This window comes from Mesorhizobium sp. M0751, from assembly GCF_040320265.1.
Classification (GTDB): Bacteria; Pseudomonadota; Alphaproteobacteria; order Rhizobiales; family Rhizobiaceae; genus Mesorhizobium.
In genome coordinates, this window is record NZ_JAMYPH010000005.1 from 162040 (window position 1) to 186100 (window position 24061).

Genomic DNA, 24061 nt, shown 5'->3' on the forward strand with positions numbered 1-24061 from the left:
TGTATTCCTCCCTTGGATTTGAAACGCCTCCCGGCGGGAGACGCTTCAGGCATTTGCGGACCGGAAAGGTCCCCAAATTTCGAACGGGTCAGGCTCCAACGATCATGGAAACCAGTTCCTGTTTGTTGCCCTTGGTCGGCACCAGTTCGCCGACCCTGCGGCCCTGGCGAAGCACCACCGCGCGATCGGCGAGCTCGACGACGTGTTCCATGTTGTGAGTGATCAGGATGACGGCGTTGCCCTGGTCGCGGAGCGCAGCGACCAGATTGAGCACCTGGCGCGATTCACGCAGGCCGAGTGCGGCGGTCGGCTCATCCAGAATGACAACCTTGCGGGCGAACACGGTCGAGCGGGCCACGGCGATCGCTTGCCTTTGGCCGCCAGACATCATGGCGACGACGGCATCCAGCCGCGGCAACGCAACCTTCAGGTTTGCCAGCAGGGCGCGGGTCTCGGCGTCCATCCGGCGCTGCTGCAGAAATCGCAGTCCGCGCGGAAGCCATTGCGGGCCAGCCAGCTCGCGACCGGCAAAGAAGTTCTGTCCCGGTGTCAGATTGTCGAACAGCGCCAGATCCTGATAGACGGTCTCGATGCCGGCGAAGCGCGCATCCGCAGGGGAGCGTATCTGCGTTGGCGCACCGTCCAAAAGGATCACGCCGGCATCGAGTTGGTGCACCCCGCTGATGCATTTGGTCAGCGTCGATTTACCCGCGCCATTGTCGCCGAGCAGGCCGACGATCTCGCCTCGCCGCACCTCGATGCTGACATCGTCCAGCGCCAGAACCGAACCGAAACGCTTCGTAGCACCACGTACCGCCAGCACGGGATTGTCCGTGCTGACCGCATGATCGGCGTTGGCCGCAACGGCGCTCATGACTGTCGTCCGGCTTGCAGGACACGCACACGCCCTTCGAGGTAATTGCGCAGCACGTCGGACTCGACCGCTATGACGATAACCACGCCGATGACGATGAGCTGGAAAAAGACGTTGACGTTGAGCAGGTTGAGCGCGTTGCGGATAACGCCGATCATGATGGCGCCGATCAACGCATGGCCGAGGTGGCCGCGACCGCCAAGAAAACTGGCGCCGCCAATGATCACCGCCGCGATCGTATCCAGTTCCAGCAGATTGCCGAACAGCGGCGAACCGGCGTCGGTGCGGCCGGCAAGGATGACGGAACCGATGCCGGCGCACAGCCCTGAGATCACATAGACGGAAACCAGGACCCAGGACACGGGAATACCCATGCGCAATGCAGCGTCGGGCCGGCCGCCGACGGCATAAATCCAGCGCCCCCAGACCATGGTTTTAGCCATGATGAAAAGAACCGCGGCAACGCCGGCAACGACGAACACCGATCCAGGCAGACCCCAGACGGCGTCGCGGCCAAGCGCATCGATGGAATCCGGCATGCCAGGAATGGCGCGCCCGTGGGCCAATTGCAGCGCCAGCCCCTTGGCGATGCTCAACGTCGCCAGCGTGATGATGAAAGGATGCGGCAGCCGGCCGAAGACGTAGAAAAGCCCGTTGATGGCGCCGACCGCGGCACCGCAGCCAACCATCACGGCGATCACGACGATGGCGGGGGCGCCGGCATGAAAGCTCAGCGCGCCGACGACGGAAGCCAGTGCAAGGTTCGAGCCGACGGAGAGATCGATGCCGCGCGTCAGGATGACCAGATGCTGGCCCATCGCGACAACCGAGATGACGGCCGTCTGGGCGAGGATGTTGCTGAGATTGCGTCCCGTCAGGAAATAGGGTGACAGAAAGCTGAGGACGGCGATCAGCAGCACCAGGATGACCACCGGACCAGCGCTCAGCAGCATCAGGCCAAGCGAAAGGCCGGGGACGGCTTCTGACTTCCTGGATGCTGGCAACGCGACCTCGCCGACAGTCGTGCCGGTGTTTCCCGGTTCAGGCAAATTTCCCCTCCCCACCGCGGCTCACGCGAGCCGCGTCGTCAAAAACTCAATTCGTGTTCAGGTCCTCTTCTTATCGATAAAAAACAACCAGCCGGGTCGGGTCAAGTTGTTTTTTATGGATAAAGTTCATGCTAAAAAGGACAAGGTATTGTTCCAGGGAAAATCGGATGAGAACCGACACCGTCTACAAGAAGGCCTTCAATCGAGCTGCAAATATGCTGCGCGACGGGCAACTGGCCGGTGACCTTCCTTCCGAAAATGAGCTTAGACGGCGAATGTGCGTCAGCCGCACAACCGTCAGAAAGGTTTTGCGGGAACTGGTTCACCGCGAACTTGTCACCGAGCATAACGGCCTCAGGTCGACGGGCCGCCCGGTCAGCGACAACGACTACTATCCGGACGCCGAAACCACGCCTCGCGCCAAGCATGTCGAACAGCAGTTCATGGAGTGGATGCTGCGGGGTGACACCAGGCCTGGAACCAGCATCAATGAGCTCGAGCTTGCGCGCCAATTCGGCGTTGCGACCAATGGAATTCGCGAATTCCTGATCCGCTTCAGCCGGTTCGGACTGATCGAGAAAAGGCCGAATACAGGCTGGCTTTTCAAGGGCTTTACCGAAGACTTTGCACTTGAGCTCTTCGAGATCCGGGTGATGTTCGAATTGCGTTCGGCACAGCTGTTTTCACTGCAGCCGGACAGTTCTCCGCTATGGTCGAAACTCGCCGCGCTCAGGATGGCGCATGCCGACCTGCTGGAGCGAATTGAAGGCCGTTTTCACGACTTCTCCGGCCTGGACAACCGGTTTCACCGGCTCATAAACGAGGCGTCACCGAACCGCTTCATCAATGATTTCTACGACATCATCACGTTCATTTTTCACTACCACTATCAGTGGAACAAGCAGGACGAAAAGCAGCGCAACCTTGCCGCAATCCACGAACACATTGCCTATATCGATGCGCTTGAGAGCCGCAACTCCACTCGGATTGAGGTGGCCTGCCGAGCGCATCTGGCCTCAGCGAGGGAAACACTGATGCGCTCGCTCACAGGATTTGATGAAACGAGCATCAATGCATAACGAAAGACCTCTGTCCTTGGGAGGCAAACTCAGCGTGGTGCAGGCGTTTTATGATCCGGGCCGAACTGGCGGTGACAAGTTTCCCTTCCAGAAGGGAACCGACGCCCCCCTTTGAGATGCGTCGGAAGAAGGTCTAAGCGTGGCGGATTTCCGTTCCCAGCACCTTCAGGCATTCGCGGATGAACGCTGCAAGCGCCGTCCAGCCTTTTGCCGAAACCATCGTCCCATCCACATATGCCTCCGTTGGAGACAGATCGATATAGGTTCCGCCCGCAAGCGTCACCTCCGGCTCGCACGCCGCCAGCGCGCCGACCTTCTTGCCACGCACGACGCCGTCGACCGCGATCAGGATCTGCACGCCGTGGCAGATCGTGAAAATCGGCTTCTTGGTTTCGTGGAAGTGGCGCACCATCGCCTGCACGCGCTTGTCGGTGCGGATGTATTCGGGCCCGCGACCGCCAGCGCAGTAAACAGCGTGGTATTGCTCCAGTTGCTTCTCAGCGTCGGAAAAGGTCTTGTTGATCAGCGCATAGTGGCCGAGCTTTTCGGTGTAGGTCTGATCGCCCTCGAAATCGTGCAGCGATGTTTTGATCAGGTCTCCGGCGCTTTTGTCTGGGCACACGACATGAACAGTGTGGCCCACCGCTTCCATCGCCTGCTGGTAGACGAAGATTTCGTATTCCTCGGTGAATTCACCGGTCAGCATCAGGATCTTTTTGCCTGGCATGGTAGTTCCTTTCCTGTGACAACGGCCGGGCGAGACCTGTACTCGCCCGGTAGGTTTGAGTTTCTAGAAGGGTGAATCGGGGAAGTAGTATTCGTTGGCACTGGCCTGCGTGATGACCATCGACGGCGGGTACGGGGACATCGGGACAGTCTCAGTCGAACGCCAACAACAAACGGTCGCGGGAATGCTCGATATGGCGACGCATCGCCTGCTCGGCAGCGGCAGGATCGGCCGCAGCGAGAGCGGCCAGAATAGCCTCATGCTCGTCAAGCGCCTCCTCGGTGACGCGCGAATGGAACATCAGGCGAAATATGTGGAAGTGGGTATGCTGGTGCGCCAGTGTCTCGCGCACGAGTTCGTTGTTGGCGAAATCCATGACCTTGTCATGGAAAATGGCATCCTGGCGGGCGAAGTTGGAATACCGCAGGCGCTCGTCCTTGCCCTCACGGCGCGCCATGACGCCGGCCGATTTCTGAAGCTGTGCGAGCTTTACCTCGTCCATGAGCACCGCTGCCTTGGCTGCACCGTGAGGCTCGAGCAGCAGGCGAAGCTCGTAGAGTTCGTCGAACCGTCGTTTCGTAATCTGCGGCGCAGCGCGGTAACCGATCAGATGTGTCTTCAGCACCAGGCCTTCGCCTTCGAGCCGGCCGAGCGCCTCGCGGATCGGCGTGTGGGATACGTTGAATTCCTTGACCAGGCTGTCGACCGTGATGCGCGAGCCCGGCGCAATTTTCAGCGACATGAGTTGCGCGAAAATCGCTTCGTAGACGTCCTCAACCAGGCTGCTGGAGCGCTGGATACGCCCGCCGGCGAGGTTCGCTTCGTCTAGACTGGGTAAGTTCATGGCCTGCACTTTTTGCCTCTTGACACATTGAGTTGCTAACACGATGCTCCAACCAATGCAATCCTATATCCTATACGATTTTATAGAGGATATAATTTGAGGCTGTTTCGAGACAAAGTAATGGCACTTGCGCTAGCGCTGCTGGAACAGCGTGCCGCCCTGGCAACCCGTGCTTCCTCACCTGCTGAACGGACCGCCAGCGTTGCGGGCGATGGCTGGGCGCGTCGACATGCAACCGCGCGACAAGACGGGTTTTACATCGAACCCAGCCTTTGGGCCGAGTTGAACGCCATCTCGCATTCCAATCCAGACATCATCACAGGATGCAGGTCATGAGGCTTTTCGCTGCCCTAAGGCTGCCGCGCGAAATCCTCTTCGGGAAGGGCCAACGCCACGTCATTCCGGTTGTCGCGGCCAGGCTTGGACGTCGCGCACTCGTCTGCACCGATGAACGTTTTACCGCAACGAGCCCGTTCAGAGAGATCGTCGCGGCGCTGCGAGCCGCCTCGATAGACCTACTGGTGCATGACCGTGTGCTACCCGACGTCCCCCGGGATACCGTTGCCGTCTGCGTCGAGGAAGCGCGGAAGTTCGCGCCCGACATGGTGATCGGCATTGGCGGCGGAAGTTGTCTCGACATGGCCAAATGCGCCGCGTTGCTCATCAGTCACGGCGGTCAGCTCCAGGATTACTACGGCGAGTTCAAGGTGCCCGGCCCGACGCTGCCATTGATCGCGGTGCCGACAACCGCCGGCACCGGCTCTGAAGTCACCCCGGTTGCCGTGATCTCGGATCCGGATCGCACGCTGAAGGTCGGCATCTCCAGCCCTTATCTGATCGCGGCCGCGGCTGTCTGCGATCCTGAACTGACGATGACATGCCCGCCGGGATTGACGGCGATCGCAGGCGCCGATGCGCTGACGCATGCAATCGAGGCCTTCACCGCCGTCAGGCGCGGGACCGATCCCGGCCTTCCGCAACAACATGTCTTTATCGGCAAAACCGCCTTGACCGATCATTTTGCCCTGCTGGCGATCAAGCTGCTTGGCCGAAGCCTTGAAACGGCATACCGCCGGCCCTCCGACGAGGACGCCCGGGCCGATGTCATGATGGGTGCACTTGCCGCCGGCTGCGCGTTCGGAACGGCCGGCACGGCGGCAGCGCACGCCGTGCAATACCCGGTTGGCGCGATAACCCACACCCCTCACGGACTGGGTGTCGCCACCATGCTGCCATACGTCATGAAGTACAACAGAACAGCCGCAGCAACCGAGATGGCCGAGATCGCCAACGCGCTCTCCCTCGATCGAAAAGGCCTGACGCCCGAAGAGTTGGCCGACGCGAGCATTGGCGAGGTCAGTCGGCTGTTTGGGGCAATCGGGATCACTCCCTCGTTGGCCGAGCTGGGGCTGCCTGCCGACAAGCTCGATTGGACGGCGGAACAAGCGATCGGTATCGAGCGCCTCATCAAGAACAATCCGCGGCCATTCGATTTGAGGTCCATGCGAAGCCTGGTCCAGGCCGCCTTTGATGGCGACCTCGCCAGCTGCGTCATGTAAACAATCGGGAATATCGAGATGAACACGTTTTCACAGGTTCTGTCGGATGATCAGGGCGTCAGCGACTTCCACACAATTTCGCACGGGCTGTATATTGACGGCCAATGGCGGCAATCCGCGGATGGCAGGGTAATTCCGGTCATTGATCCTTCGACGGAAGCCATCATCGCTGCCGTACCCGATGCGACCTTGGAGGACGCGGCCGCCGCCGTTGCCGCCGCTGCCAAGGCGGCCCATGGCTGGCGGACAACGTCGCCGCGAAAGCGTTCCGAGATCCTCAGACGCTGCTTTGAGTTGATGACAGAACGATCGGAGGCACTGGCTACTCTCATCGCACTGGAAAACGGAAAGGCCCTGCGGGATGCCCGAGGCGAGATCGCTTACGCCGCGGAATTTTTCCGTTGGAATGCTGAGGAGGCCGTTCGCATTACCGGTGAGTTCGGTACTGCGCCTTCCGGCACCAACCGCATTGTGGTCGACTACGAACCGATCGGCATCTGCGTCCTGATCACGCCGTGGAATTTTCCTGCCGCGATGGCGACGCGCAAGATCGCGCCGGCACTTGCCGCTGGATGCACGGTGATCCTGAAGCCGGCCAGTGAGACCCCGCTTACCGCCTACGCGCTGGCCGCGCTCTATCAGGACGCAGGCGTTCCACCGGGCGTGGTCAACGTCCTGACAACCTCCAGTCCCGGGCCTTTGACGGCCGCCATGCTGGCCGATCCGCGGGTGCGCAAACTCTCCTTCACCGGTTCAACGGGTGTGGGTCGCGCTCTGCTGGCAGAGGCTGCCAGGCATGTGGTCTCGTGTTCCATGGAACTCGGCGGCAACGCACCGTTCATTGTGTTCGACGACGCCGATCTCGAAGCGGCGCTCGATGGCGCAATGGTGGCCAAGATGCGCAACGCCGGCGAGGCCTGCACGGCCGCAAACCGCCTCTATGTGCAATCTGGCATCTACGAAGCCTTCTGCGAGGGCCTCGAGAAGCGGATGTCGTCGCTCAAGGTCGGCGTCGGCACCGACCCGGACACGGAATGCGGGCCCATGATCACGAAAAAGGCGGTCGAGAAGATAGACCGACTTGTCATCGACGCGGTCGCACGCGGCGCGCGCGTCTTGTGCGGTGGCTCAGTCCAGTCCGGACGTGGTTTCTTCTACCCTCCGACAGTGCTTCGCGACGTGCCGGGCGATGCAAAGATGGCGCATGAGGAGATATTCGGGCCGGTGGCGCCAATCTCTAGCTTCGAAACCGAGGCCGAGGTCATCGCACGCGCCAATGACACTGAATATGGGCTTGCTGCCTACATATACACGCGCGATCTAGCGCGCGGCATGCGGGTGGTCTCCCGGATCGAGGCCGGGATGATCGCTCTCAACCGCGGGCTGATGTCCGATCCGGCAGCCCCCTTCGGCGGCGTAAAGCAGAGCGGGCTTGGCCGCGAGGGAGGGCAGCATCACGGCATTGCGGAATTCATGGAGGCGAAATACCTCGCCATCAGCATGTGAGCAGAAGAATGCAAGGCGATCCCTTTCGCATCCGCGACCACGTCGCGGATTTTGATGAAATCGTGCAGGACTTCGTTGATCGCAGCGAGGCCGCCCGCGCCACCATTGCGATGACCGCTGACGTAGCGTACGGACCGGATCCGACCGAGACCATGGACCTGTTCTTTCCCGCGGGCAAAAGAACGGCGCTTCCGGTGCACATCTTTGTCCATGGCGGCTACTGGAGAATGTTCTCCAAGCGCGACTATTCATACGTGGCGACGACGATTACCCAGGCCGGGGCTATTGCCGTCGTCATTGATTATGCGCTGATGCCCAAGGTCCGAATGCCGACGATCGTCGACCAGGTGCGCCGCGCCAAGCAGTGGGTCCTGGCCAACATCGCCGATCATGGCGGAAACCCGGCGGCCCTGACCGTCAGTGGTCATTCGGCCGGAGCCCATCTTGCAACGTTTCTGTTCGGGGGCGAGCATGCCCCCTCGAATGTGAGGGCAGCCCTTCTGCTGAGCGGGCTTTACGATTTGAAACCGCTCCAGGATTCCTTTCTCGCCGACGAAATTGGAATAACCGACGAGGAAGTCGCCATGTTTACACCTCTTGCCTATCGGCATGATCCTCAAACCAGGGCGACGGTTCTGGTCGGAGCCAACGAGACACCACCCTTCCATCAGCAAGCCGATCGATTCAAAGCAAGCTTGCTGCGGCAGGGATCGCTGGTAACGTCGCATGTGCTCGCGAACCGTAACCACATGGACAGTGTCAGAGATCTCGGCGTGCCGGGGACCGAGGCTGCCGGTTGCCTGGAAAAACTGATCGCCAAGGGCTGCTGACTACCATGCCGAGATGCCGGTCAACGCCGCTTGACCGCTAGCGGTCCGCATTCGCTCGGGATAAATTCGAGGCGACATCGCGGGACCGTGCGCAACTGCCTCCAGCCGCTGGTATCCACGCCCTAAATGTCGATGCGCTGTCCGCTATCCGGATCGAACAGGTTGACGCTCGCTGGATCCACGGCAAGACATATTGGCTCTTTGCGCCGGCCGGCAAACCTCGGCGGCAGGCGCGCGATGATCGCGTGCTCGCCGACCTGCACCGTCACCATGGTTTCAGGGCCGGTAGGCTCTACCACATCGATCTCGCCCATGATCGAAGCTCGATTTTGCGGAACGGTTCTCAGCTCTTCAGGCCGTATGCCCAGCACCACAGGTCGCTCAGAGTCCACCTGCCGGTTCCGCGTCGGCAACACGATCGATACTCCGCTCGCTTGAAACCGGACACCTTCCGAATCCGGGACCAGTCGTCCGGCAAAGAAGTTCATTGCCGGAGATCCGATGAAACTTGCCACGAACATATTGGCGGGCCGTTCATAGATGGTGCGCGGGTCGCCCAATTGCTGGATGTAGCCGCCTTTCATGACGGCCACCTTGGTGCCCAGCGTCATCGCCTCGATCTGATCATGCGTGACATAGACGATGCTCGTGCCGAGACGCTCGTGCAGGCGCTTGATCTCCGTACGCATTTCCACGCGGAGCTTGGCATCGAGATTGGACAGCGGCTCATCGAAGAGGAACAGCTCCGGGTCGCGCACGATCGCGCGGCCCATCGCAACGCGCTGCCGCTGTCCACCCGAAAGATTGGCGGGGCGTCGGTCGAGCAGATGGGAGATTTGCAACATTCGCGCGGCATCTTCCACGGCGCGCTTGCGCTGGTCGGCGCCCACGCCACGCATTTCCAATCCGAAGCCGATATTCCTCGCCACCGACATGGTGGGATAAAGCGCGTAGGATTGGAACACCATCGCGATATTGCGGTCCTTGGGTGCAAGGTCGAGGACCGAGCGTCCCCCGATCAGGATGTCACCGCCGGACGTGTCGTCGAGGCCGGCAATCATGTTGAGCAAGGTCGACTTGCCGCATCCGGACGGCCCGAGCAGAACCAGAAAGCCTCCGTCCTCGAGCTCGATGTCGACCCCGTGAAGAACCTGTGCGGAGCCATAGGACTTGCGCACGTCCCTGATGGAAAGCGTCGCCATGCGAGTACTCCTAACCTTTGATGGCGCCTGCGGTCAGCCCCTGGACCATGGTTCGCTGGACGATCGCGAAGAGAACGATGACCGGGATGATGCTGAGAATGCCGCCTGCCGCCAGAACTCCCCAAGGAAGCTGGAACTCTCCGACCATCAGTTGCAGGCCCACGGGCCAGGTGCGAGACCCCTGCCCGGTCGTCAGCATCAGGGCGAACAGGAACTCGTTCCAGGCCGCGATGGCAATGAACACCGAACTTGCGACCAGGCCGTTCCGCGCAAGGGGCATGACGATGCGGACCATGGCGCCAAGCCTTGTCGAGCCGTCGATGCGTGCCGCGCTCTCGAGTTCCTTAGGTGCGGAATCGAAGAACCCCTTGAGCATCCACACGAACAGCGGCAGCAGGAAACTCGTATAGGCAAGCGCCAGGCCGAAACGGCTGTCCACGAGCCCCACACCGCGCATAACGACATAAAGGGGAATGATCATCATGACTGCCGGGAACATACGAACGACAAGATAGCCGAGCATGAGTTGATCCCGGCCTCGAAACGCGAAGCGAGAAAATGCATAGGCGGCAAGCGTGCCCGTGACGACGCAGATCGTCACCGTCAGGAAGGTGACGACGAGGCTGTTGCCTATAAGCCGTGGGAAACCTGACTGCGTCCAGATGGCGACATAATTGTCGAAGGTGACGCGGCTCGGGAGATACTGCATCGTCTGGGTGACAATGTCGGCCTCATATTTGAGGGATGTCAGGAACATCCAGATCATCGGACCGATGCAGAACACCGTCAGGCTTGCGAGCACGACGTAGGTGGCGATGTTCGCGATCATCCGCCGGTGACGCTTGCTTTCAATCATCGCCCTGTCCTTTGGTAATCCTGGAGATACGGATGTACCCGGCCGCGAAGATCATCAGGGTCGCGAACATCACCACCGACAGGGCGGATGCGTAGCCGAAATTAAATTCCTTGTAGGCGGTCTGAAAGGCATACAACGACAGCACCTGCGTGGCATCTCCGGGTCCGCCGCCGGTGAGAATGAGGAGCAGATCGGGCGAATTGACCAGACCGATGACGCGCAGGATCACTGCCGCCGCGATGACGGTCTTGAGCATCGGCAAGGTGATCAGCCGGAGCTGCGCCGCTACGCCTGCGCCGTCGACCGCCGCTGCCCTGTAGAGGTCCTCGGGAATACCTTTCAGGCCCGCGAGCAGCAGCAGCGCGAAGAATGGAAACCCGTGCCAGGCCTCGACGAGAATGGTCGCCGCAAGTGCAGTATTGGGATCAGCAAACCATGCCCTGTAGGACTGCAGGACGCCTATCCGGACAAGAAGATCGTTGATCACTCCGAGCCGCGGATCGAGCAGCAAGGCCCACATATGGCCCGCCACGACGTTGGGCAGGAAGTAGGGAAGCAGGATGAGCACGGCGAAGATTTTCGTGCCCGGCAAATCCCTGTTGAGAGCTGTCGCGGCGAGAAGACCAAGCGACAGTTCCAGCGCGACCGCGGCCGCGACCCACACGACTGTGTTCTTCAATGCGATCCAGAAGACCGGGTCTGACCACATCGCTACATAATGTTTGAAGCCCACCCAGCCGTCCAACCCGGGACGCGTCAGACGCATCTCGCGAAAGCTGATGGCCATGCCGTAAAGCGTTGGATAGGCGATCACGAGAAGGATAAGGGCGAGGCTGGGAAGGAGCAGCAAATACATCCAGTATCGGGTCTCGGACAGTTCGCCGAGAGCCCGCAAAGACAGATATCTGCTCGAGCCTATTGTCATGAATCTGCGATGCGAAAGCACCGTCCCGTTGCGTTCTGAGCACGGCTGCAGGGCGGGGGATCAGCGGAGCGCCGCCTCCAGGCCCTGGATCATGCGGTCCACTGCCTGTTCCGGCGTCGACTGACCCGTCAGCACCGACTGGAAAGCGGGATTGACGACATTTTCGGACCAGCCCGCGGCGCCGACGAAATTGTTCGGCAGGCGTCCGAACTTGAGCGTCTCCGTCGCCGCACTATAGATCGGATTGCCGGTGATCCGCTGATCCTGCAGCGCAGCGGCGGAAGCCGGAAAATAGCCGGTCCCCTCGAGCAGGGCCAAGGCAGCGTCGGTTTGGCCCCAGAAACTCACCCACCGCCAGGCAGCCTCGATATTGTCTCCCTTCATGACGCCGTTGCCGGCGTATGCGACGCGAGCGACATGCGCCTTCGGACCGGCCGGCATCGGCGCGGTCGAGAATTGTTCGCCCTGCTTCATCGCGCTCGAGATTTCGTTCAGCGAACCGGTATGATGCCACACCATGGCAGTCTGCCCGGTGCGGAACGCCTCCATGATCTGACGGTAGCTGTCGTGGGGCGCGCTCGGCGGCACGACCTTTTCCTTCAGGAAGAGATCGGAATAGAACGTTATCGCTTCGATCGCCGCGGCCCTGTCCATGGCCGGCTGCCCGTCCTTGACGATCGGCGAGCCGAACGCCTCCATGACATCGATGACATATTTGAAACCGCCGGCGCCGGCGCGCATGCCGAAGGCATACCTGCCCTTCGAAGGATTCGTCAGTTTGCGGGATGCTTGCAGGAATTCGTCGAAATTTCGGGGTGGCCCCGCCAGTCCAGCTTCCTCGAAATAGTCTGCGCGGTAGTACATCCAGTCAACGAAGGCGAAGGCGGGAACCGCATAAATGGCGCCATTGCTGGAAAGCCCGGTCCAGCGGTTGTCGGGAAAGTTTGCTTTGCCCTCCCACCCGTTCACGCGCTCGGTAAGATCGATCAATCCCTCCATCGCGGTAAGATCGGCGAAGCGCTCGGCGATCACCATGGCGGTATCGGGACGCCCGCCGGCCAGCACGGCCGAAGACACCTTGGCCATATATTCCGAGTTCGGGATGTTCTCCTGGGTTACAGCCACGTCTGCATTCGCCGCCTGAAACAATCCGATGATCTTGAGCAAGCCGGCCATTTCCGACTGACTGGTGAAGTGGTGCCAGTAACTGATGGCACTTGCGGCACGGGCACCACCGATGCGCCCTGCCATCGCAAGGGCCGCCGAACCCACGAGAAACTGCCTCTTGTTCAACTGCATGCGACCTCCTCCACGATATCAGATCAGCAGACTGATCGATCAGTTGGAGTGTTGGGTAACATCATTTTCCAAGCCGTGCAACCTCACCGGAGAGGCAAATGGCAAACGACGACGTGTCAGACCAGACCCAGGTTCCGCTGCATGGCCGCCTGGAAATGGGACTGCAGCTTTGCCTCGGCAGCGTCGGCATTCCTGCTGCTGCAAGCCTCGAGGATGTCGAGGTGCTCCTTGAGCGTCCGGATCATGATCGGCGAGGTGAGTTTGCTGTCCAGCCGCAACAGACGTAGATAATTGTGCATGCGCCGATATGTGCTATCGATCAAGGGATTGCGCAGCGCGCCGATGATTGCGCCATGCAGCTCTCCCTCCAGCGCATCCATCTCCTCCAGTTGCTCCTTTCCCACACCCTCCCGCTCGATGCGCCGAACCAGCCGGGAGTGCCGCATTTCCAAGGCATTCATGATGGCTTCATCACCCTGTTCGGCAAAGACGCGAATTGCCGAACGCTCTATGATGGCGCGGAATTGGTAGGTGGCGCGCGTGAGTTCCATGCCAGGCTTTATAAACTGGATTCCGGAGCGTGGATGGATGGTGAGAATTCCTTCCGCCTCGAGCTTGCGCAGAGCGTCACGAAGCGGAGCGACGGGCACGTCAACGATCGCGGACAGTTCGCTCTGCGAAACGAATGCCCCGACCGGAACGCGCCTGTCGAATAAGCGCTCCAGAATTCGTTCGTAGGCAACATCGCTCATACGGGTGGCCGCCACCGGGGTATGAGAGATGGCTTTTGCTTTGCCCGCCACTTGCGGCTCCTCCGTTGATTCGGTACTGAGACATCCTGACTGATAGATCAGAAACTTGCACTAAACGATCAGAAAGCCCCTGTGATGAGCCTTTCGCATTTTCGTATAACCCGATTTCAGTTCGCCCGCGACCGGGTAATCGGGGACAGTCAAGTTCGCGCAGACGATGTAAACGTCGCCGCGCTGGAACTCGTTTCGAAAAGTGGCGAGGTGGGGCTGGGCTTCATCCAGACGCTCTTCGATCCCCTGCCCGACCAGATCGAGATTGAGACCGTTTTCGAACACGAGGTCTGGCCGGCCCTGAAAGGACACAAGGCGATCGCGCTGGTTCATCGTGTGAACCGCCCGCGTGGCGGCAATCAGCGGGCGTACTCCCTGCCCTTTCATGAAGCGGTCCAGGTGGCGCTTTGGGACCTTGCGGCAAAGGAAGCTGGCCTACCCCTTCACGTGCTGCTCGGCAGTCGTCGCAACCGTGTGAAAGCCTACGCCAGTGGCCTCGATTTCCACCTCGACGATGATGCTTTCGTTTCCTTGTTTTCCCACGCGGCGTCGCTTGGCTATTCCGCTTTCAAGATCAAGGTCGGCCACCCGGATTTCGATCGCGATCTGCGGCGCCTGGAACTGTTGAAATCCTGTGTGCCGGCAGGCTCGAAAATCATGATCGACCCGAATGAGGCGTGGACCTCGAAGGAAGCGCTGGTGAAATTGGTGGCGATCCGCGATGCCGGTCACGATCTTCTCTGGGTCGAGGATCCAATCCTGCGTCACGACCACGAAGGATTGAGAATGCTCAGGCAGGCAATAACATGGACTCAGATCAACAGCGGCGAGTATCTAGATCTTCAAGGCAAACGGCTTCTTCTGGAAGCCCACGCAGCCGACATCCTGAATGTCCACGGTCAAGTCACCGATGTTATGCGCATCGGTTGGCTGGCCGCCGAGCTCGGCATCCCGGTCAGCATCGGCAACACCTTTCTGGAGATCGGCGTGCACATGGCGGTCGCGCTTCCGGAAGTCGAATGGCTGGAATATTCGTTTCAGAACTTCGATCATCTGGTGGAGCAGCCCATCGAAATCCGGGACGGCTACGCCTATGCACCCGATCGACCTGGCCATGGATTGGTACTGTCCGAAAAAGCGCGCGGCGAATGGATGAGACCAAGGCGCCTGATACGGTCGGAACTGGGTACCGCGCCAGAAAATACACGCCTCCCTGGCAAGTGAGTGAATAGCTGATTGGGAGTTGGCGATGCATGGCGCAATTAACGCCGCCGCCGACGAAAAGTGCAACGGCCAAGATCAGCCAAATCCTGACTTCCAAGCCGAAAGGCAGGAGCTATGCGTCAAACAGAAGATCGCACGCTGTCGGTCATCAGCTTGACGCCCAACGCTCCAACCACCGTTCCCGCAGTGCGGTCGATCCAGACTTTGGATCGCAAATAGGCAGCCTTCGGTCCGCGCGACGAGAAACCCAGTGCCACGATGGTGTACCATACGAATTCGTTGAGGAAGAGCAGCGGCGGCAGAGCAAACAACATCCAGGACGGTGTCGGCGAGGGCAAGAGCGCGGCGAACATTGAAGCGTAGAAGATCGCTGTCTTTGGATTGGACAGTTGTACAAACAGACCACGCAGTAGGGACTTCCAAAGCGTGCTTGGTCGTCCAGTCGCGGTCTCGGCAACCTCTATCGGTTCGGGCGCGGCGCGCCAGATATTGATGCCGAGCCAAACAAGATAAGCCCCGCCGGCCAACCTTAGCGCAAGGTTAAGCCATTCAACTTGCAATAGGATCGCCGTCAGGCCCGCGACCGCGATGCAGGCGAAAAGGAAGCCGCCTATGCCCATCCCTATCGCCGCCATTACGCCGTCCGCGCGCGACGCGGAGATCGCGATGCGCGAAACCACGACAAAGCTCGGGCCTGGGCTGATAGCGCCGAGAAGGAAGACCCCGAGGATGGAGAACAGGATGGCAAGTTCATGCATGGCGTTTCCTCCTCATATCCAATTCTCCTCGCATTGGACGCCCTACCGGGGTCCAGCCACCGCAATTAGTGGATTAACTCGTTTTTGTCTGCAACGGGTCGCGATCGGACCGGCTGCAACTCCAACTGCTTCGCCGCTGGCTATCAGCTCACACCGCTGCACAAGCGGTCGAAGCACGCGCCGATGATCACGACGTCGTACATTTTGGAGGTCGTTTGGAGTCGGGTGCCCTCCGAGTTTGAGCTGCGGGCGCCTATTCCACTCCGCTTTGCGCCCTACGGCTTGCGGCCGATCACGGCGCCGTTCGCGGCGGGTGCATCGAACCAGACCGTCTCGATTTGCCGGAATCCTGCTTCCTCGAGCCACGCGCGATATTCGGCCGGCGTGTAGTTTCGCCCTTCCGTCTCGATCAGCATGTTGAGGCTCATCAGCGCGGCCGGCGCCGGCCCGGTCTTTTCGTCATTGACGAGAAGCTCGCTGATGACGACGGCGCCGCCGCTCGGCAAAGCCTCGAAGGACCGGCGCAGCAGGGCGCGGTCCTTCGCCTCGTCCCAATCGTGCAGGATCATCGACAGGAGATGCACGTCGTGATCTCCGGGAAGCTGTTCGAAGAAGTTGCCGCCGACGGTCTCGATACGGTCGGTCAAGCCGGCCTCGGTAATTTTTCCCGCGGCGATCGCGGCCACATGCGGCAGATCAAACACGGTCGCACGCAGCGCCCCATATTGTTTGCAAAGCTCGATGTCGTACGCGCCCGATCCGCCGCCAATGTCCAGGAGGCGGCGGAAATGTCCAAAATCCACCGCTTCGCCGAGCTTGCGCGCGGTCATCGTAGAAAGCGAATGCATCGCCTCCCAGAAGAGTGCCAGCATCGTCGGATCCTCGCCGTCGAATATCGAGGATTGTACTGCCGGGTCCCACGTGGTTGGCCGGTTCGTGCGAAGTGCTTCGGTAAGTTTGCCCCAGCCTGCGTAGAGCCGTTTGTCGGCCATCTGCACGAAGCCACCGAAATAATACGGCTTCCCGCGCACAAGATAGGCTTCGCTTAAAGGCGTGTTGCGATAACGGCCGTCCGTTTTCTCCAGAAGCCCGAGTGCAGCGCAGCCGGTCAACAGCATCTCGGCCGGGCGTGGATGCAGACCGAGCGCTTGCGCGAGCTCGCCGGCAGTCGTGCCTGGGCCGTCCGCGAAGCGACCGAACAGGTCCAGCTCGTGCGCAGCGGCCAACGTCTTGAAGGCCCAGAAGCCGGTCGAAAGTGTCATCAGCGGGACGGCGGAAGGAAGCTCCGGCATGGCAATCGGCTGATCGACTGCCTGCAGCTTTGTCTCGTCCGTAATCGAACCGAACTGGCGGGCAAGCGTCGTTGTGCGCGCAGCAGCGCGCTGGAGATGGTCGAACATGGCGCATTCCTCAGTGTTGATGGTTAGTTGGTTCGCGGCTTCAAGCCTGCTGTATTCTTGGCGGTGCGGGTTCCGAACGCTGCCGCAAGTGTGGATGCCACAGTGTTGCGGACTTCGAGAACATTTAAGTGTTTTCCAATGTGGTGTTGGCCCTTGCCGTTCTCGACGCGGATTGCATACGTCAGACCCTTCGATGCCGGTGCTCGTCGAGCGCACCAGGCACCGTGCCATGCGCCATGGATGAGCAGGAACGGCATTATTTCACTCCTCTCGTAACAGTCGGACCATGCGCGAGAATGACCGCGCTGGTTCGAATCTCAGCAGGCCATGTTACGGGGTGATTTCGGGATTCGGACAATCGGTTACGGCTGAAACAAACCGGCGGTCAGCTTGCTGTCAAGCAGCGCGCCGGTGCTGCCGAACAGGTGGTTCGTCAGCTTCTAGGCGACCATGATGCTTCCGGTTCGCCATTTGAGGTCCGCTTGGTGTAACGCTTGGTGCCCGCACAAGATGGCGGGAGCCGGACCCGTCTCGGCCGTTCAGTGCAGTGCAGTGGGCGCCCGACGATGAAACTCGACTCCGCAGCCCGCCACGAGGTAATCCATGCGCTAACTCGGGTTCTCCAGGCGATTTGCTTTGCGCCACTCCTCGTACTCCCCGCGGGCATCGTCATGCAGCGGATAGTAGCGTTGCAACGGACCGCCCTCCATGAGCTTCGCTCGCGAGAACTCCTCCCAATCGTGATGCTTCTGTGATTCTTCGATCACCTTCGGAGCCATCACGACGGGAAGCACCACCACCCCGTCGTCGTCGGCGACGATGATGTCGCCGGGGATCACCGTGACACCGCCGCAGGCAATCGGAACGTTGACGGCATTGGGATAGATGCTGGTCTGCACATGATAGTTTGGCGTCCAGCCGCGCAGCCATAGGGGCAGGTCGAGCTTTTCGACATTCGGCCGGTCGCGCATGCACCCGTCGATGACGATACCCGCCCCGCCCCTGCCCTTGAAATAGGTCGACATCATATCGCCGAAGACGCCCGAGCTCATGTCGCCGCGCGCGTCGACCACGACCACATCGCCCTCCTGCGCGTGATAGAGCACGTGCCGGTGCAGCTGCGTCTCCGGATCGGCATATTCTCCTTCGGTGAACAGGTCCGGCCGCTGCGGCAGGAACTGCAGCGTCAGCGCCGGCCCGACGATCGACTTCCCGTGGTTTTGCGCCACCGGACCGACCATGTGCGGATTGCGGAAGCCCATGTGGCCAAGCGTGCCGGCAACCGTCGCGGCGCCGATCTCCCTGAGTGCGTCGATCAGGTCTTTAGACGGCCGTACGATGTCGGAAGTATGCGTCATTGTGGACTCCGATTGAATGGAACTACCAGTTCGTAACAGAACCGTCGCGGCGCTTAAGGTGAGGCGCTTCCCAGAAACGCAAACTCTGCGCTTGGACCGCAACTTCGTTGACCTCGATGCCGAGGCCCGGCAGATCGCCGACCGGGTAATCGGTCCCGTCGAGCCGTGGTTGCACGGGGAAGAAGTCGGAATTGTCGAAGCCCAGCTTTGTTTCGGGCGCCCTGGTCTCGAGCCACGCGAAGTTGGGTACCGCGGCGGCGAGATGCACGGTCGCGGCGGTGCACACTGGACCAAGCGGATTGTGCGGCATCAGGTCCACATAATGCGCCTCGCTCCAGCCAGCGATTTTCATCGCCTCGGTGAGCCCGCCGACATTGCAAACATCGATCCGGTTGAACTGATGGATGCCGCGCTCGATGTAGGGCAGGAACTGCCACTTGCTGGCAAATTCCTCGCCGATGGCAAAGGGGATGTCGGTCATCGTGCGCAGCGATTCATAGGCCTCCGGCGTCTCGGCCCGTATCGGCTCCTCGAGGAAATCAAGCACGCCGCGGCCGAGCTTGTTGCAGAAGCTCGCCGCCTCTGCCACCGAGAGCCGATGGTGATAGTCGAGGCCGAGGACCACGTCGTCGCCCAGCACCTCGCGCGCCTTGTTCAGCATACTTGCGGTAGTGCCGATGGACTCGCGCGGCTCGAAGATGTCCTCGCTGTTTTGCCCGAACGGGAAGAAGCGGATCGCCTGCCACCCATGTGCGCGAAGTTCGCGGGCCCGTTCGATGGCAACATCGCCCTCGGCCTCGTCGCCGGTCGAGGCGAAGGTGGGAATGCGGTCGCGCTGCTTGCCGCCTAGCAGCTCATAGACCGGCACGCCCAGCGCCTTGCCCTTGATGTCGTGAAGGGCGATGTCGATTGCGGAAATCGCCGCCTGAAGCACTCGCCCGCCTTCGAAGTACTGGCTGCGGTAAACCTCCTGCCAGATCCGCCCGATCTGCATCGGGTCGCGGCCGATGAGAAACTCGCGATAGTGCTCGACCGCGCCGGCCACGGCCCTCTCGCGACCGCTCAAGCCGCTCTCGCCCCAACCGAAGATGCCTTGGTCGGTCTCGACCTTGACGAGCATCTGATTGCGCGTTCCTACCCACACCGGATAGGGCTTGATCGCGGTGATCTTAAGCTTCTCAGTCATCCACGCCCACGTTTCACGCGCATCCGCCCTATCTCAGTTGGCCTTGAGGGCCATTTCAGTTTCGCCATCGAACAGATGCATCCGCTCCTGGTCGAACTCGAGCCAGATCTGCTCGTCGGGCGAGACGGCAACGTTTGGCGGCACGCTGACGTTGACGATGGCCCCGGACAGGAACGCCTGCACGAAGGTGATGTCTCCTGTCGGCTCCACCGTATAGGCTTTGGCCGGGACGCTGCCTGGTACCGCACTCTTGTGGAGCTTGATCGTCGAGTGACGTGCGCCGAGCACGACCTTCTTTGTCGTTGCTCTCGCGACCTTCTGGGCATTGAGCGGCGAGAGCTCAAGGCGCCAGCCCTCGGCGCCGGTCAACACCGTGTTGCCGTTTGCCATCGAGGCCTGCAGCGGAATAAGGCTCATCGCCGGGCTGCCGATGAAGCTGGCGACGAACATGTTTACCGGATGGGCAAAGACCTGCGCCGGTGAATCGTATTGCTGCAGGTAGCCGCCATTCATCACCGCCATTTTGTCAGCCATGGTCACGGCTTCGAGCTGGTCGTGCGTCACATAGATGATCGTCGCCTTTAGGTCCTGGTGGAAACGCTTGATTTCCGACCGCATCTGCACGCGCAGTTTGGCATCGAGGTTAGACAGTGGCTCGTCCATGAGGAACACGGCGGGGTCGCGAACGAGGGCACGGCCAAGGGCCACACGCTGCTGCTGCCCGCCTGAAAGTTCGCGCGGCTTGCGCTCGAGCAGGTGCGTCATGTCGAGCACTCGTGCCGCTTCCTTGACCTTCTTGTCGATCTCGTCCCTGGGGAGTTTGCGCATCTGAAGCGGGAATGCCAGGTTCTTGTAGACCGATTTCTGCGGGTAGAGCGCATAGTTCTGGAACACCATTGCGATGTCCCGGTCCTTGGGGTCGAGGTCGTTGACCACGCGCTCGCCGATGATGATGTCGCCCGATGTGATCGGGGTCAGCCCGGCGACGAGATTGAGCGTGGTTGTCTTGCCGCAGCCTGAAGGGCCGACGAGCGCAACGAACTCGCCGTCATTGACCGTCAGCGAGACGTGGTTGACAGCTTTGAAGCTGCCATAGCTCTTGACGAGATCTTGGAGGACCACGTGGGCCATCGGCAACTCCCTAGTGCTTGACCGCGCCTTCTGTAAGGGCGCGTACGAAGTATCGTTGCAGGACCAGGAACAGCACCACGACGGGCACACTCATCATGAAGCTGGCTGCCATCAGGCCCGGAAAGTCCGTCGTATTTTCCGAGAAGAAGCGCTGGATGCCGACCGGCAGCGTCAACTGCTCGTTCTTGGAGAGGAAGGTGTAGGCGTAGATGTACTCGTTCCACGCGCCGATGAAGGAATAGATTGCGGTGGCGATGATCCCCGGCGTCGAGAGCGGCATCACGATCATGATGAAGGCCTGGAACCGTGTTGCGCCATCGATGCGCGCCGCCTGCTCGAGCTGCACCGGGATGTTGTCGTAAAAACCCTTGAGCAGCCAGATCGCCAGCGGCAGGCCGAAGGTGAGATAGGTGAGGATCAGCGAGCCATGCGTGTTTATCAGACCGATCGCGCGCATCAGGATGAAGAGTGGCACGAGAAAGATCACCGCCGGGAACATATTGCGCAGCAGCACGGCAAAGAACAGGAAATTGCGGCCGGGGAAACTGAAGCGCGAAAACGCGTAGGCCGCAGGGACAGCCACGATCACGGAAAGGATTGTCGTGACGGTCGAAACGAAAAGGCTGTTCCAGAAGAAGCGGAGGAAGTCCTGGCCGACGCTGTTCTGCGGATCGAGCAGTTTCTGGTAGCTGGCGAGGGTAGGTTCGTCCGGCCACCATTGCGGCGGGAATTGCGTCGCCGCGAATCCGGACTTGATCGAGGTGATCAGCATCCAGATCATCGGCAACGCGGTATAAAGCAGCATGAATACGAGGAAGATGCGCCCCGCCCACCGCCATCCGTCGACGCGCATGCGGCGACGGGTCTGGGCTCGAGGTGCCGTCTCGGCAATCGTGCTCATGCGCTCCCCTCTTTCCGCTCGTTGCCGCTTAACGCACGGACGTAGAAGTAGCCCAGCGTCATCAGTGTGAGGAACAGGAGCACCGAATAGGCCGATGCCACGCCCCAGCGCTGCCGTCCGAAGGCGAGCTCATAAATGTGGGTTATCCAGATGTGCGATGCATTCGACGGCCCGCCGCCCGTCATGATCCAGGGGATGATGAAGGAATTGAAGTTGGCCACCGCGAGCAGCAGCATCGTCACCACCGAGACGTTGCGCAAGTGCGGGAAGGTGACGTGCCAGAAGCGCTGCCATGCGTTGGCCCCGTCGACTGTTGCGGCACGCAGCAACTGATCGGGGACAGTCTGCAGGCCGGCCATCATCATGATCATGGCAAACGGAAACTCGCGCCAGATATTGACGACGATCAGGGAGGGCAGCACCGTGCTGACATTGTCGATGAAATTCGGCGGCTGGTCGGCCAATCCGAGGCCCACCAGCACCGCGCCGATGATCCCGAAGTCCGAATGGTAGATCCACTTCCAGATATAGGAGGCGGCGACTGCGCTGATGACCCAAGGGATGATCAGGACAGCGCGCAGGACACCACGGCCGATGAAGTCGCGGTGGAGCGCAAGCGCTGTGGCAAACCCCAGGACAAAGGAGATGAAAGTTGACCCCAGAGTCCAGATCAGTGTGTTCCAGGTGACTTTCCAGAACACCTGACTGGTCAGGATGGTCGTGTAGTTGTCGAAGCCGATGAAGGTCTTGTCGCGGAGCTGCAGGCCAGGCGGTGTCTTGAAAAACGACAGCTCGACCGTGTAGTAGATCGGATAGGCAATGACGATGAGCATGACGGCGATCGCTGGGAGCACGTACGCGTAGTCCGCGCGATGCGCCCAGATCTTCCGCAGCGTGCCGGATGTACCGGGTTGCAATCTTCGGCGAGCCTCGGCCTTGCCGGTCACGATCGTCACTTGTGGCGTGCCCTTTTTCTTCGGAACGAGGCGGCTGCGCCAGCGGCGCAGCCGGTCAGGTCGTAGGTCAGGCCTGGGCTACAGTCCGCCCATCAGGTCTTTTACCTTCTTGGCCGCGTCGTCCGCTGCCTCGTCGACCGTCATCGCTCCGGTCAGGGCATTCTGCAGCATGTCCGGGATGATGATGTTCATGATCTCGGGGGCCTGCGGCAGCGCTGGGAACGGGATGCCGTATGGCAGCATCGAGGTGGTGACGTCGAGGAACTTGATGTTGTCCAGACGTTCCTTCATCCACTTGGTCTTGAAGCCGTTGAGGTTGCCCGGGTTTGATCCGGCGTAGGCCATCTTCAGCGACCATTCAGGGCTCGTCCACATGCAGATGATAGCTTTCGCAGCCGGTTCGTCTACCTTGCCGCCCTCGACATATTCGGGCTTCAGGATGTGAATGTTCGAGCCGCCGAACACGACGGCGCGCTTGCCGTCGGGACCAGTCGGGATCAGGCCGTAGCGCATGTTGTCGATGACCGTCTGCGCCTTGTCCTTGTCGGTGCCCGTCGCCTTTTTCTGCAGGTCGAGCATGACGTTGTAATCGGACGGGTGCGAGATCATCATGCCGAGCTGGCCGGCGACGAACAGGGGCTGGTTATCGGCCTGCTGGTTGGTGAGTGCCGAGACCGGAACCGACTTGTCGCGAACATACATGTCGTACGAGGCTTGCAGCGCTGCCTTGCTCTGCGGGCTATCGAGCTGGACCTGCTCATAGGTCGGGTTTGCGGTGGCTTCGTCGAAGACGCCGCCGCCATAGGCCCATAGCTGTGGCATGAAACGGTACGGCGTATTGCCGGCATTCTTGCGAGCCACGAGGCCGTAGCCGGCAATGCCGAGCTTGTCGTGGATCTGCTTGGAATATTTGACGACGTCTTCCCAGGTTGCCGGAGGCTTGTCCGGATCGAGGCCCGCACGCTTGAAGATGTCGGCGTTCCAGATGAACGCCATCGTCTCGTTGTTGGTCGGAATGCCGTAGGTCACGCCCTCCCAGGTCACTGCCTTCATGGCGCCGGGCCAGAAATCCTCGGTCGAATACCCCACATCCTCGGGCTTGAGCGGCTGGAGATAGCCCTTTGAGGCGAACTCGGTACCACCCAGGATTTGCAGACGGACCGCCATCGGCGCGGCATTGCCCAGGAGCGCCGTGCGGAACTTGTCGAGAAGGTCGTTATAGGTGAGCGCTTGTTCCTCGAGTTGGATGTTCGGATATGTCTTGCGGAAGGTCTCGAAGAATTCCTTGTAGTACTGGCGCAGGAGGTCGGGGTCGCCCTCGAACACGCCCTGATACCAGAAAGTCAGTCGCCCCTTGTAGTCGAGCGAGGTGACCTTGGCGCAATCGGCCGCCGTGTCAAAATCCTGTGTGCCCGCAATCGAGCGCACATATTCCGGCGACCACTTGCTCAGGTCAACCGGCGGTGCACCCAGCGCCGATGTAGACGTCAGGGATGCCATCAAAGCAGTGGCGACAGTGCCGCGCAGGACGGCACTGCCGAGCGCAATTCTCGTCATAGGTATCCTCCCTGGTTCTCCCATGCCGCCCTGCGCC

Annotated in this window: 23 protein-coding genes; 5 read left to right on the top strand and 18 right to left on the bottom strand. The window is 60.5% G+C overall.

Annotated features, from left to right (window positions below; genetic code table 11):
- Nucleotides 1-88 precede the first annotated feature (88 nt).
- Nucleotides 89-874, bottom strand: a complete 786-nt coding sequence (locus tag NKI19_RS10915) for an ATP-binding cassette domain-containing protein (protein WP_352493022.1) — start codon at nucleotides 872-874, stop codon at nucleotides 89-91.
- The gene (locus NKI19_RS10920; RefSeq protein WP_352567144.1) at nucleotides 871-1923 is read right to left on the bottom strand and encodes an ABC transporter permease; all 1053 of its coding nucleotides are present in this window, start codon (nucleotides 1921-1923) and stop codon (nucleotides 871-873) included. The genes NKI19_RS10915 and NKI19_RS10920 overlap by 4 nt, the downstream gene beginning before the upstream one ends.
- Before the next feature lie 167 nt (nucleotides 1924-2090).
- On the opposite strand from NKI19_RS10920, the gene NKI19_RS10925 reads away from it, so the two are divergent.
- Nucleotides 2091-3002, top strand: coding sequence for a GntR family transcriptional regulator (locus tag NKI19_RS10925; RefSeq protein ID WP_352567142.1), 912 nt, complete (start codon nucleotides 2091-2093; stop codon nucleotides 3000-3002).
- Between the two features lie 133 nt (nucleotides 3003-3135).
- On the opposite strand, the gene NKI19_RS10930 is transcribed toward NKI19_RS10925, so the two are convergent.
- Both NKI19_RS10930 and NKI19_RS10935 read right to left on the bottom strand, forming a co-directional pair.
- Nucleotides 3136-3729, bottom strand: a complete 594-nt coding sequence (locus tag NKI19_RS10930; RefSeq protein WP_352493019.1) for a DJ-1/PfpI family protein — start codon at nucleotides 3727-3729, stop codon at nucleotides 3136-3138.
- 151 nt (nucleotides 3730-3880) lie between these two features.
- Nucleotides 3881-4573, bottom strand: a complete 693-nt coding sequence (locus tag NKI19_RS10935) for a GntR family transcriptional regulator (RefSeq protein WP_352567140.1) — start codon at nucleotides 4571-4573, stop codon at nucleotides 3881-3883.
- A gap of 332 nt (nucleotides 4574-4905) precedes the next feature.
- Between NKI19_RS10935 and NKI19_RS10940 the strand changes: the two genes are divergently transcribed.
- From NKI19_RS10940 to NKI19_RS10950, 3 genes are read left to right on the top strand one after another with little or no spacing between them, the layout of a single operon-like run.
- The gene (locus NKI19_RS10940; RefSeq protein ID WP_352567138.1) at nucleotides 4906-6132 is read left to right on the top strand and encodes an iron-containing alcohol dehydrogenase; all 1227 of its coding nucleotides are present in this window, start codon (nucleotides 4906-4908) and stop codon (nucleotides 6130-6132) included.
- 18 nt (nucleotides 6133-6150) lie between these two features.
- A complete protein-coding gene (locus tag NKI19_RS10945) occupies nucleotides 6151-7638 on the top strand; it encodes an NAD-dependent succinate-semialdehyde dehydrogenase (protein ID WP_352493016.1) in 1488 nt (495 codons plus the stop codon).
- An 8-nt stretch (nucleotides 7639-7646) separates the two neighbouring features.
- Entirely contained in the window at nucleotides 7647-8468 is an 822-nt protein-coding gene (locus NKI19_RS10950) for an alpha/beta hydrolase (protein WP_352493015.1), read from the top strand.
- A 122-nt stretch (nucleotides 8469-8590) separates the two neighbouring features.
- Here the strand turns inward: NKI19_RS10950 and NKI19_RS10955 are convergent, their stop codons facing one another.
- The 5 genes from NKI19_RS10955 to NKI19_RS10975 form a co-directional block, all read right to left on the bottom strand.
- Complete coding sequence (locus NKI19_RS10955) at nucleotides 8591-9670, bottom strand: ABC transporter ATP-binding protein (protein WP_352493014.1); 1080 nt, start codon at nucleotides 9668-9670, stop codon at nucleotides 8591-8593.
- Between the two features lie 10 nt (nucleotides 9671-9680).
- Nucleotides 9681-10526, bottom strand: coding sequence for a carbohydrate ABC transporter permease (locus NKI19_RS10960; protein WP_352567136.1), 846 nt, complete (start codon nucleotides 10524-10526; stop codon nucleotides 9681-9683).
- Nucleotides 10519-11313, bottom strand: a complete 795-nt coding sequence (locus NKI19_RS10965) for a carbohydrate ABC transporter permease (RefSeq protein WP_352711175.1) — start codon at nucleotides 11311-11313, stop codon at nucleotides 10519-10521. The genes NKI19_RS10960 and NKI19_RS10965 overlap by 8 nt, the downstream gene beginning before the upstream one ends.
- Nucleotides 11314-11511: 198 nt before the next feature.
- Nucleotides 11512-12750, bottom strand: a complete 1239-nt coding sequence (locus NKI19_RS10970; RefSeq protein ID WP_352493011.1) for an ABC transporter substrate-binding protein — start codon at nucleotides 12748-12750, stop codon at nucleotides 11512-11514.
- 116 nt (nucleotides 12751-12866) lie between these two features.
- Nucleotides 12867-13502, bottom strand: a complete 636-nt coding sequence (locus tag NKI19_RS10975; RefSeq protein WP_473554799.1) for a GntR family transcriptional regulator — start codon at nucleotides 13500-13502, stop codon at nucleotides 12867-12869.
- A 135-nt stretch (nucleotides 13503-13637) separates the two neighbouring features.
- Here NKI19_RS10975 and NKI19_RS10980 point away from each other — a divergent pair, with 135 nt between their 5' ends.
- Entirely contained in the window at nucleotides 13638-14777 is a 1140-nt protein-coding gene (locus NKI19_RS10980) for a mandelate racemase/muconate lactonizing enzyme family protein (protein WP_352493009.1), read from the top strand.
- Between the two features lie 119 nt (nucleotides 14778-14896).
- Here the strand turns inward: NKI19_RS10980 and NKI19_RS10985 are convergent, their stop codons facing one another.
- The 9 genes from NKI19_RS10985 to NKI19_RS11025 form a co-directional block, all read right to left on the bottom strand.
- A complete protein-coding gene (locus tag NKI19_RS10985) occupies nucleotides 14897-15535 on the bottom strand; it encodes a LysE family translocator (RefSeq protein ID WP_352493007.1) in 639 nt (212 codons plus the stop codon).
- Between the two features lie 275 nt (nucleotides 15536-15810).
- Nucleotides 15811-16935 carry a methyltransferase gene (locus NKI19_RS10990; RefSeq protein WP_352493006.1) on the bottom strand — a complete coding sequence of 375 codons (1125 nt, stop codon included), beginning with the start codon at nucleotides 16933-16935 and terminating at the stop codon, nucleotides 15811-15813.
- Between the two features lie 23 nt (nucleotides 16936-16958).
- Nucleotides 16959-17192: a hypothetical protein gene (locus tag NKI19_RS10995; protein WP_352493005.1), complete on the bottom strand. Its 234-nt coding sequence runs from the start codon at nucleotides 17190-17192 to the stop codon at nucleotides 16959-16961.
- 351 nt (nucleotides 17193-17543) lie between these two features.
- Nucleotides 17544-18293 (bottom strand): ribonuclease activity regulator RraA, encoded by a 750-nt coding sequence (locus NKI19_RS11000; RefSeq protein WP_352567134.1) that lies wholly within the window; start codon nucleotides 18291-18293, stop codon nucleotides 17544-17546.
- A gap of 22 nt (nucleotides 18294-18315) precedes the next feature.
- The gene (locus tag NKI19_RS11005; protein ID WP_352493003.1) at nucleotides 18316-19479 is read right to left on the bottom strand and encodes a mandelate racemase/muconate lactonizing enzyme family protein; all 1164 of its coding nucleotides are present in this window, start codon (nucleotides 19477-19479) and stop codon (nucleotides 18316-18318) included.
- A 33-nt stretch (nucleotides 19480-19512) separates the two neighbouring features.
- Nucleotides 19513-20610, bottom strand: coding sequence for an ABC transporter ATP-binding protein (locus tag NKI19_RS11010; RefSeq protein WP_352493002.1), 1098 nt, complete (start codon nucleotides 20608-20610; stop codon nucleotides 19513-19515).
- 10 nt (nucleotides 20611-20620) lie between these two features.
- The gene (locus NKI19_RS11015) at nucleotides 20621-21511 is read right to left on the bottom strand and encodes a carbohydrate ABC transporter permease (RefSeq protein ID WP_023679256.1); all 891 of its coding nucleotides are present in this window, start codon (nucleotides 21509-21511) and stop codon (nucleotides 20621-20623) included.
- Entirely contained in the window at nucleotides 21508-22467 is a 960-nt protein-coding gene (locus tag NKI19_RS11020) for a carbohydrate ABC transporter permease (protein WP_352493000.1), read from the bottom strand. Before NKI19_RS11020 ends, NKI19_RS11015 begins: the two co-directional genes overlap by 4 nt.
- A 78-nt stretch (nucleotides 22468-22545) precedes the next feature.
- Complete coding sequence (locus NKI19_RS11025; RefSeq protein ID WP_352492999.1) at nucleotides 22546-24024, bottom strand: ABC transporter substrate-binding protein; 1479 nt, start codon at nucleotides 24022-24024, stop codon at nucleotides 22546-22548.
- Between the last annotated feature and the right edge of the window lie 37 nt (nucleotides 24025-24061).

What these genes read in the sequence shown, in the direction of transcription:
- NKI19_RS10995 (WP_352493005.1), bottom strand. Translation starts at nt 17,192, where the DNA reads ATGCCGTTCCTGCTCATCCATGGCGCATGGCACGGTGCCTGGTGCGCT.
- NKI19_RS10925 (WP_352567142.1), top strand. Translation starts at nt 2,091, where the DNA reads ATGAGAACCGACACCGTCTACAAGAAGGCCTTCAATCGAGCTGCAAAT.
- NKI19_RS10965 (WP_352711175.1), bottom strand. Translation starts at nt 11,313, where the DNA reads ATGGCCATCAGCTTTCGCGAGATGCGTCTGACGCGTCCCGGGTTGGAC.
- NKI19_RS10945 (WP_352493016.1), top strand. Translation starts at nt 6,151, where the DNA reads ATGAACACGTTTTCACAGGTTCTGTCGGATGATCAGGGCGTCAGCGAC.
- NKI19_RS10990 (WP_352493006.1), bottom strand. Translation starts at nt 16,935, where the DNA reads ATGTTCGACCATCTCCAGCGCGCTGCTGCGCGCACAACGACGCTTGCC.
- NKI19_RS10940 (WP_352567138.1), top strand. Translation starts at nt 4,906, where the DNA reads ATGAGGCTTTTCGCTGCCCTAAGGCTGCCGCGCGAAATCCTCTTCGGG.
- NKI19_RS10970 (WP_352493011.1), bottom strand. Translation starts at nt 12,750, where the DNA reads ATGCAGTTGAACAAGAGGCAGTTTCTCGTGGGTTCGGCGGCCCTTGCG.
- NKI19_RS10980 (WP_352493009.1), top strand. Translation starts at nt 13,638, where the DNA reads ATGAGCCTTTCGCATTTTCGTATAACCCGATTTCAGTTCGCCCGCGAC.
- NKI19_RS10985 (WP_352493007.1), bottom strand. Translation starts at nt 15,535, where the DNA reads ATGCATGAACTTGCCATCCTGTTCTCCATCCTCGGGGTCTTCCTTCTC.
- NKI19_RS10930 (WP_352493019.1), bottom strand. Translation starts at nt 3,729, where the DNA reads ATGCCAGGCAAAAAGATCCTGATGCTGACCGGTGAATTCACCGAGGAA.
- NKI19_RS10935 (WP_352567140.1), bottom strand. Translation starts at nt 4,573, where the DNA reads ATGAACTTACCCAGTCTAGACGAAGCGAACCTCGCCGGCGGGCGTATC.
- NKI19_RS10915 (WP_352493022.1), bottom strand. Translation starts at nt 874, where the DNA reads ATGAGCGCCGTTGCGGCCAACGCCGATCATGCGGTCAGCACGGACAAT.
- NKI19_RS11010 (WP_352493002.1), bottom strand. Translation starts at nt 20,610, where the DNA reads ATGGCCCACGTGGTCCTCCAAGATCTCGTCAAGAGCTATGGCAGCTTC.
- NKI19_RS11000 (WP_352567134.1), bottom strand. Translation starts at nt 18,293, where the DNA reads ATGACGCATACTTCCGACATCGTACGGCCGTCTAAAGACCTGATCGAC.
- NKI19_RS10950 (WP_352493015.1), top strand. Translation starts at nt 7,647, where the DNA reads ATGCAAGGCGATCCCTTTCGCATCCGCGACCACGTCGCGGATTTTGAT.
- NKI19_RS11015 (WP_023679256.1), bottom strand. Translation starts at nt 21,511, where the DNA reads ATGAGCACGATTGCCGAGACGGCACCTCGAGCCCAGACCCGTCGCCGC.
- NKI19_RS11025 (WP_352492999.1), bottom strand. Translation starts at nt 24,024, where the DNA reads ATGACGAGAATTGCGCTCGGCAGTGCCGTCCTGCGCGGCACTGTCGCC.
- NKI19_RS10975 (WP_473554799.1), bottom strand. Translation starts at nt 13,502, where the DNA reads ATGAGCGATGTTGCCTACGAACGAATTCTGGAGCGCTTATTCGACAGG.
- NKI19_RS11005 (WP_352493003.1), bottom strand. Translation starts at nt 19,479, where the DNA reads ATGACTGAGAAGCTTAAGATCACCGCGATCAAGCCCTATCCGGTGTGG.
- NKI19_RS10960 (WP_352567136.1), bottom strand. Translation starts at nt 10,526, where the DNA reads ATGATTGAAAGCAAGCGTCACCGGCGGATGATCGCGAACATCGCCACC.
- NKI19_RS10955 (WP_352493014.1), bottom strand. Translation starts at nt 9,670, where the DNA reads ATGGCGACGCTTTCCATCAGGGACGTGCGCAAGTCCTATGGCTCCGCA.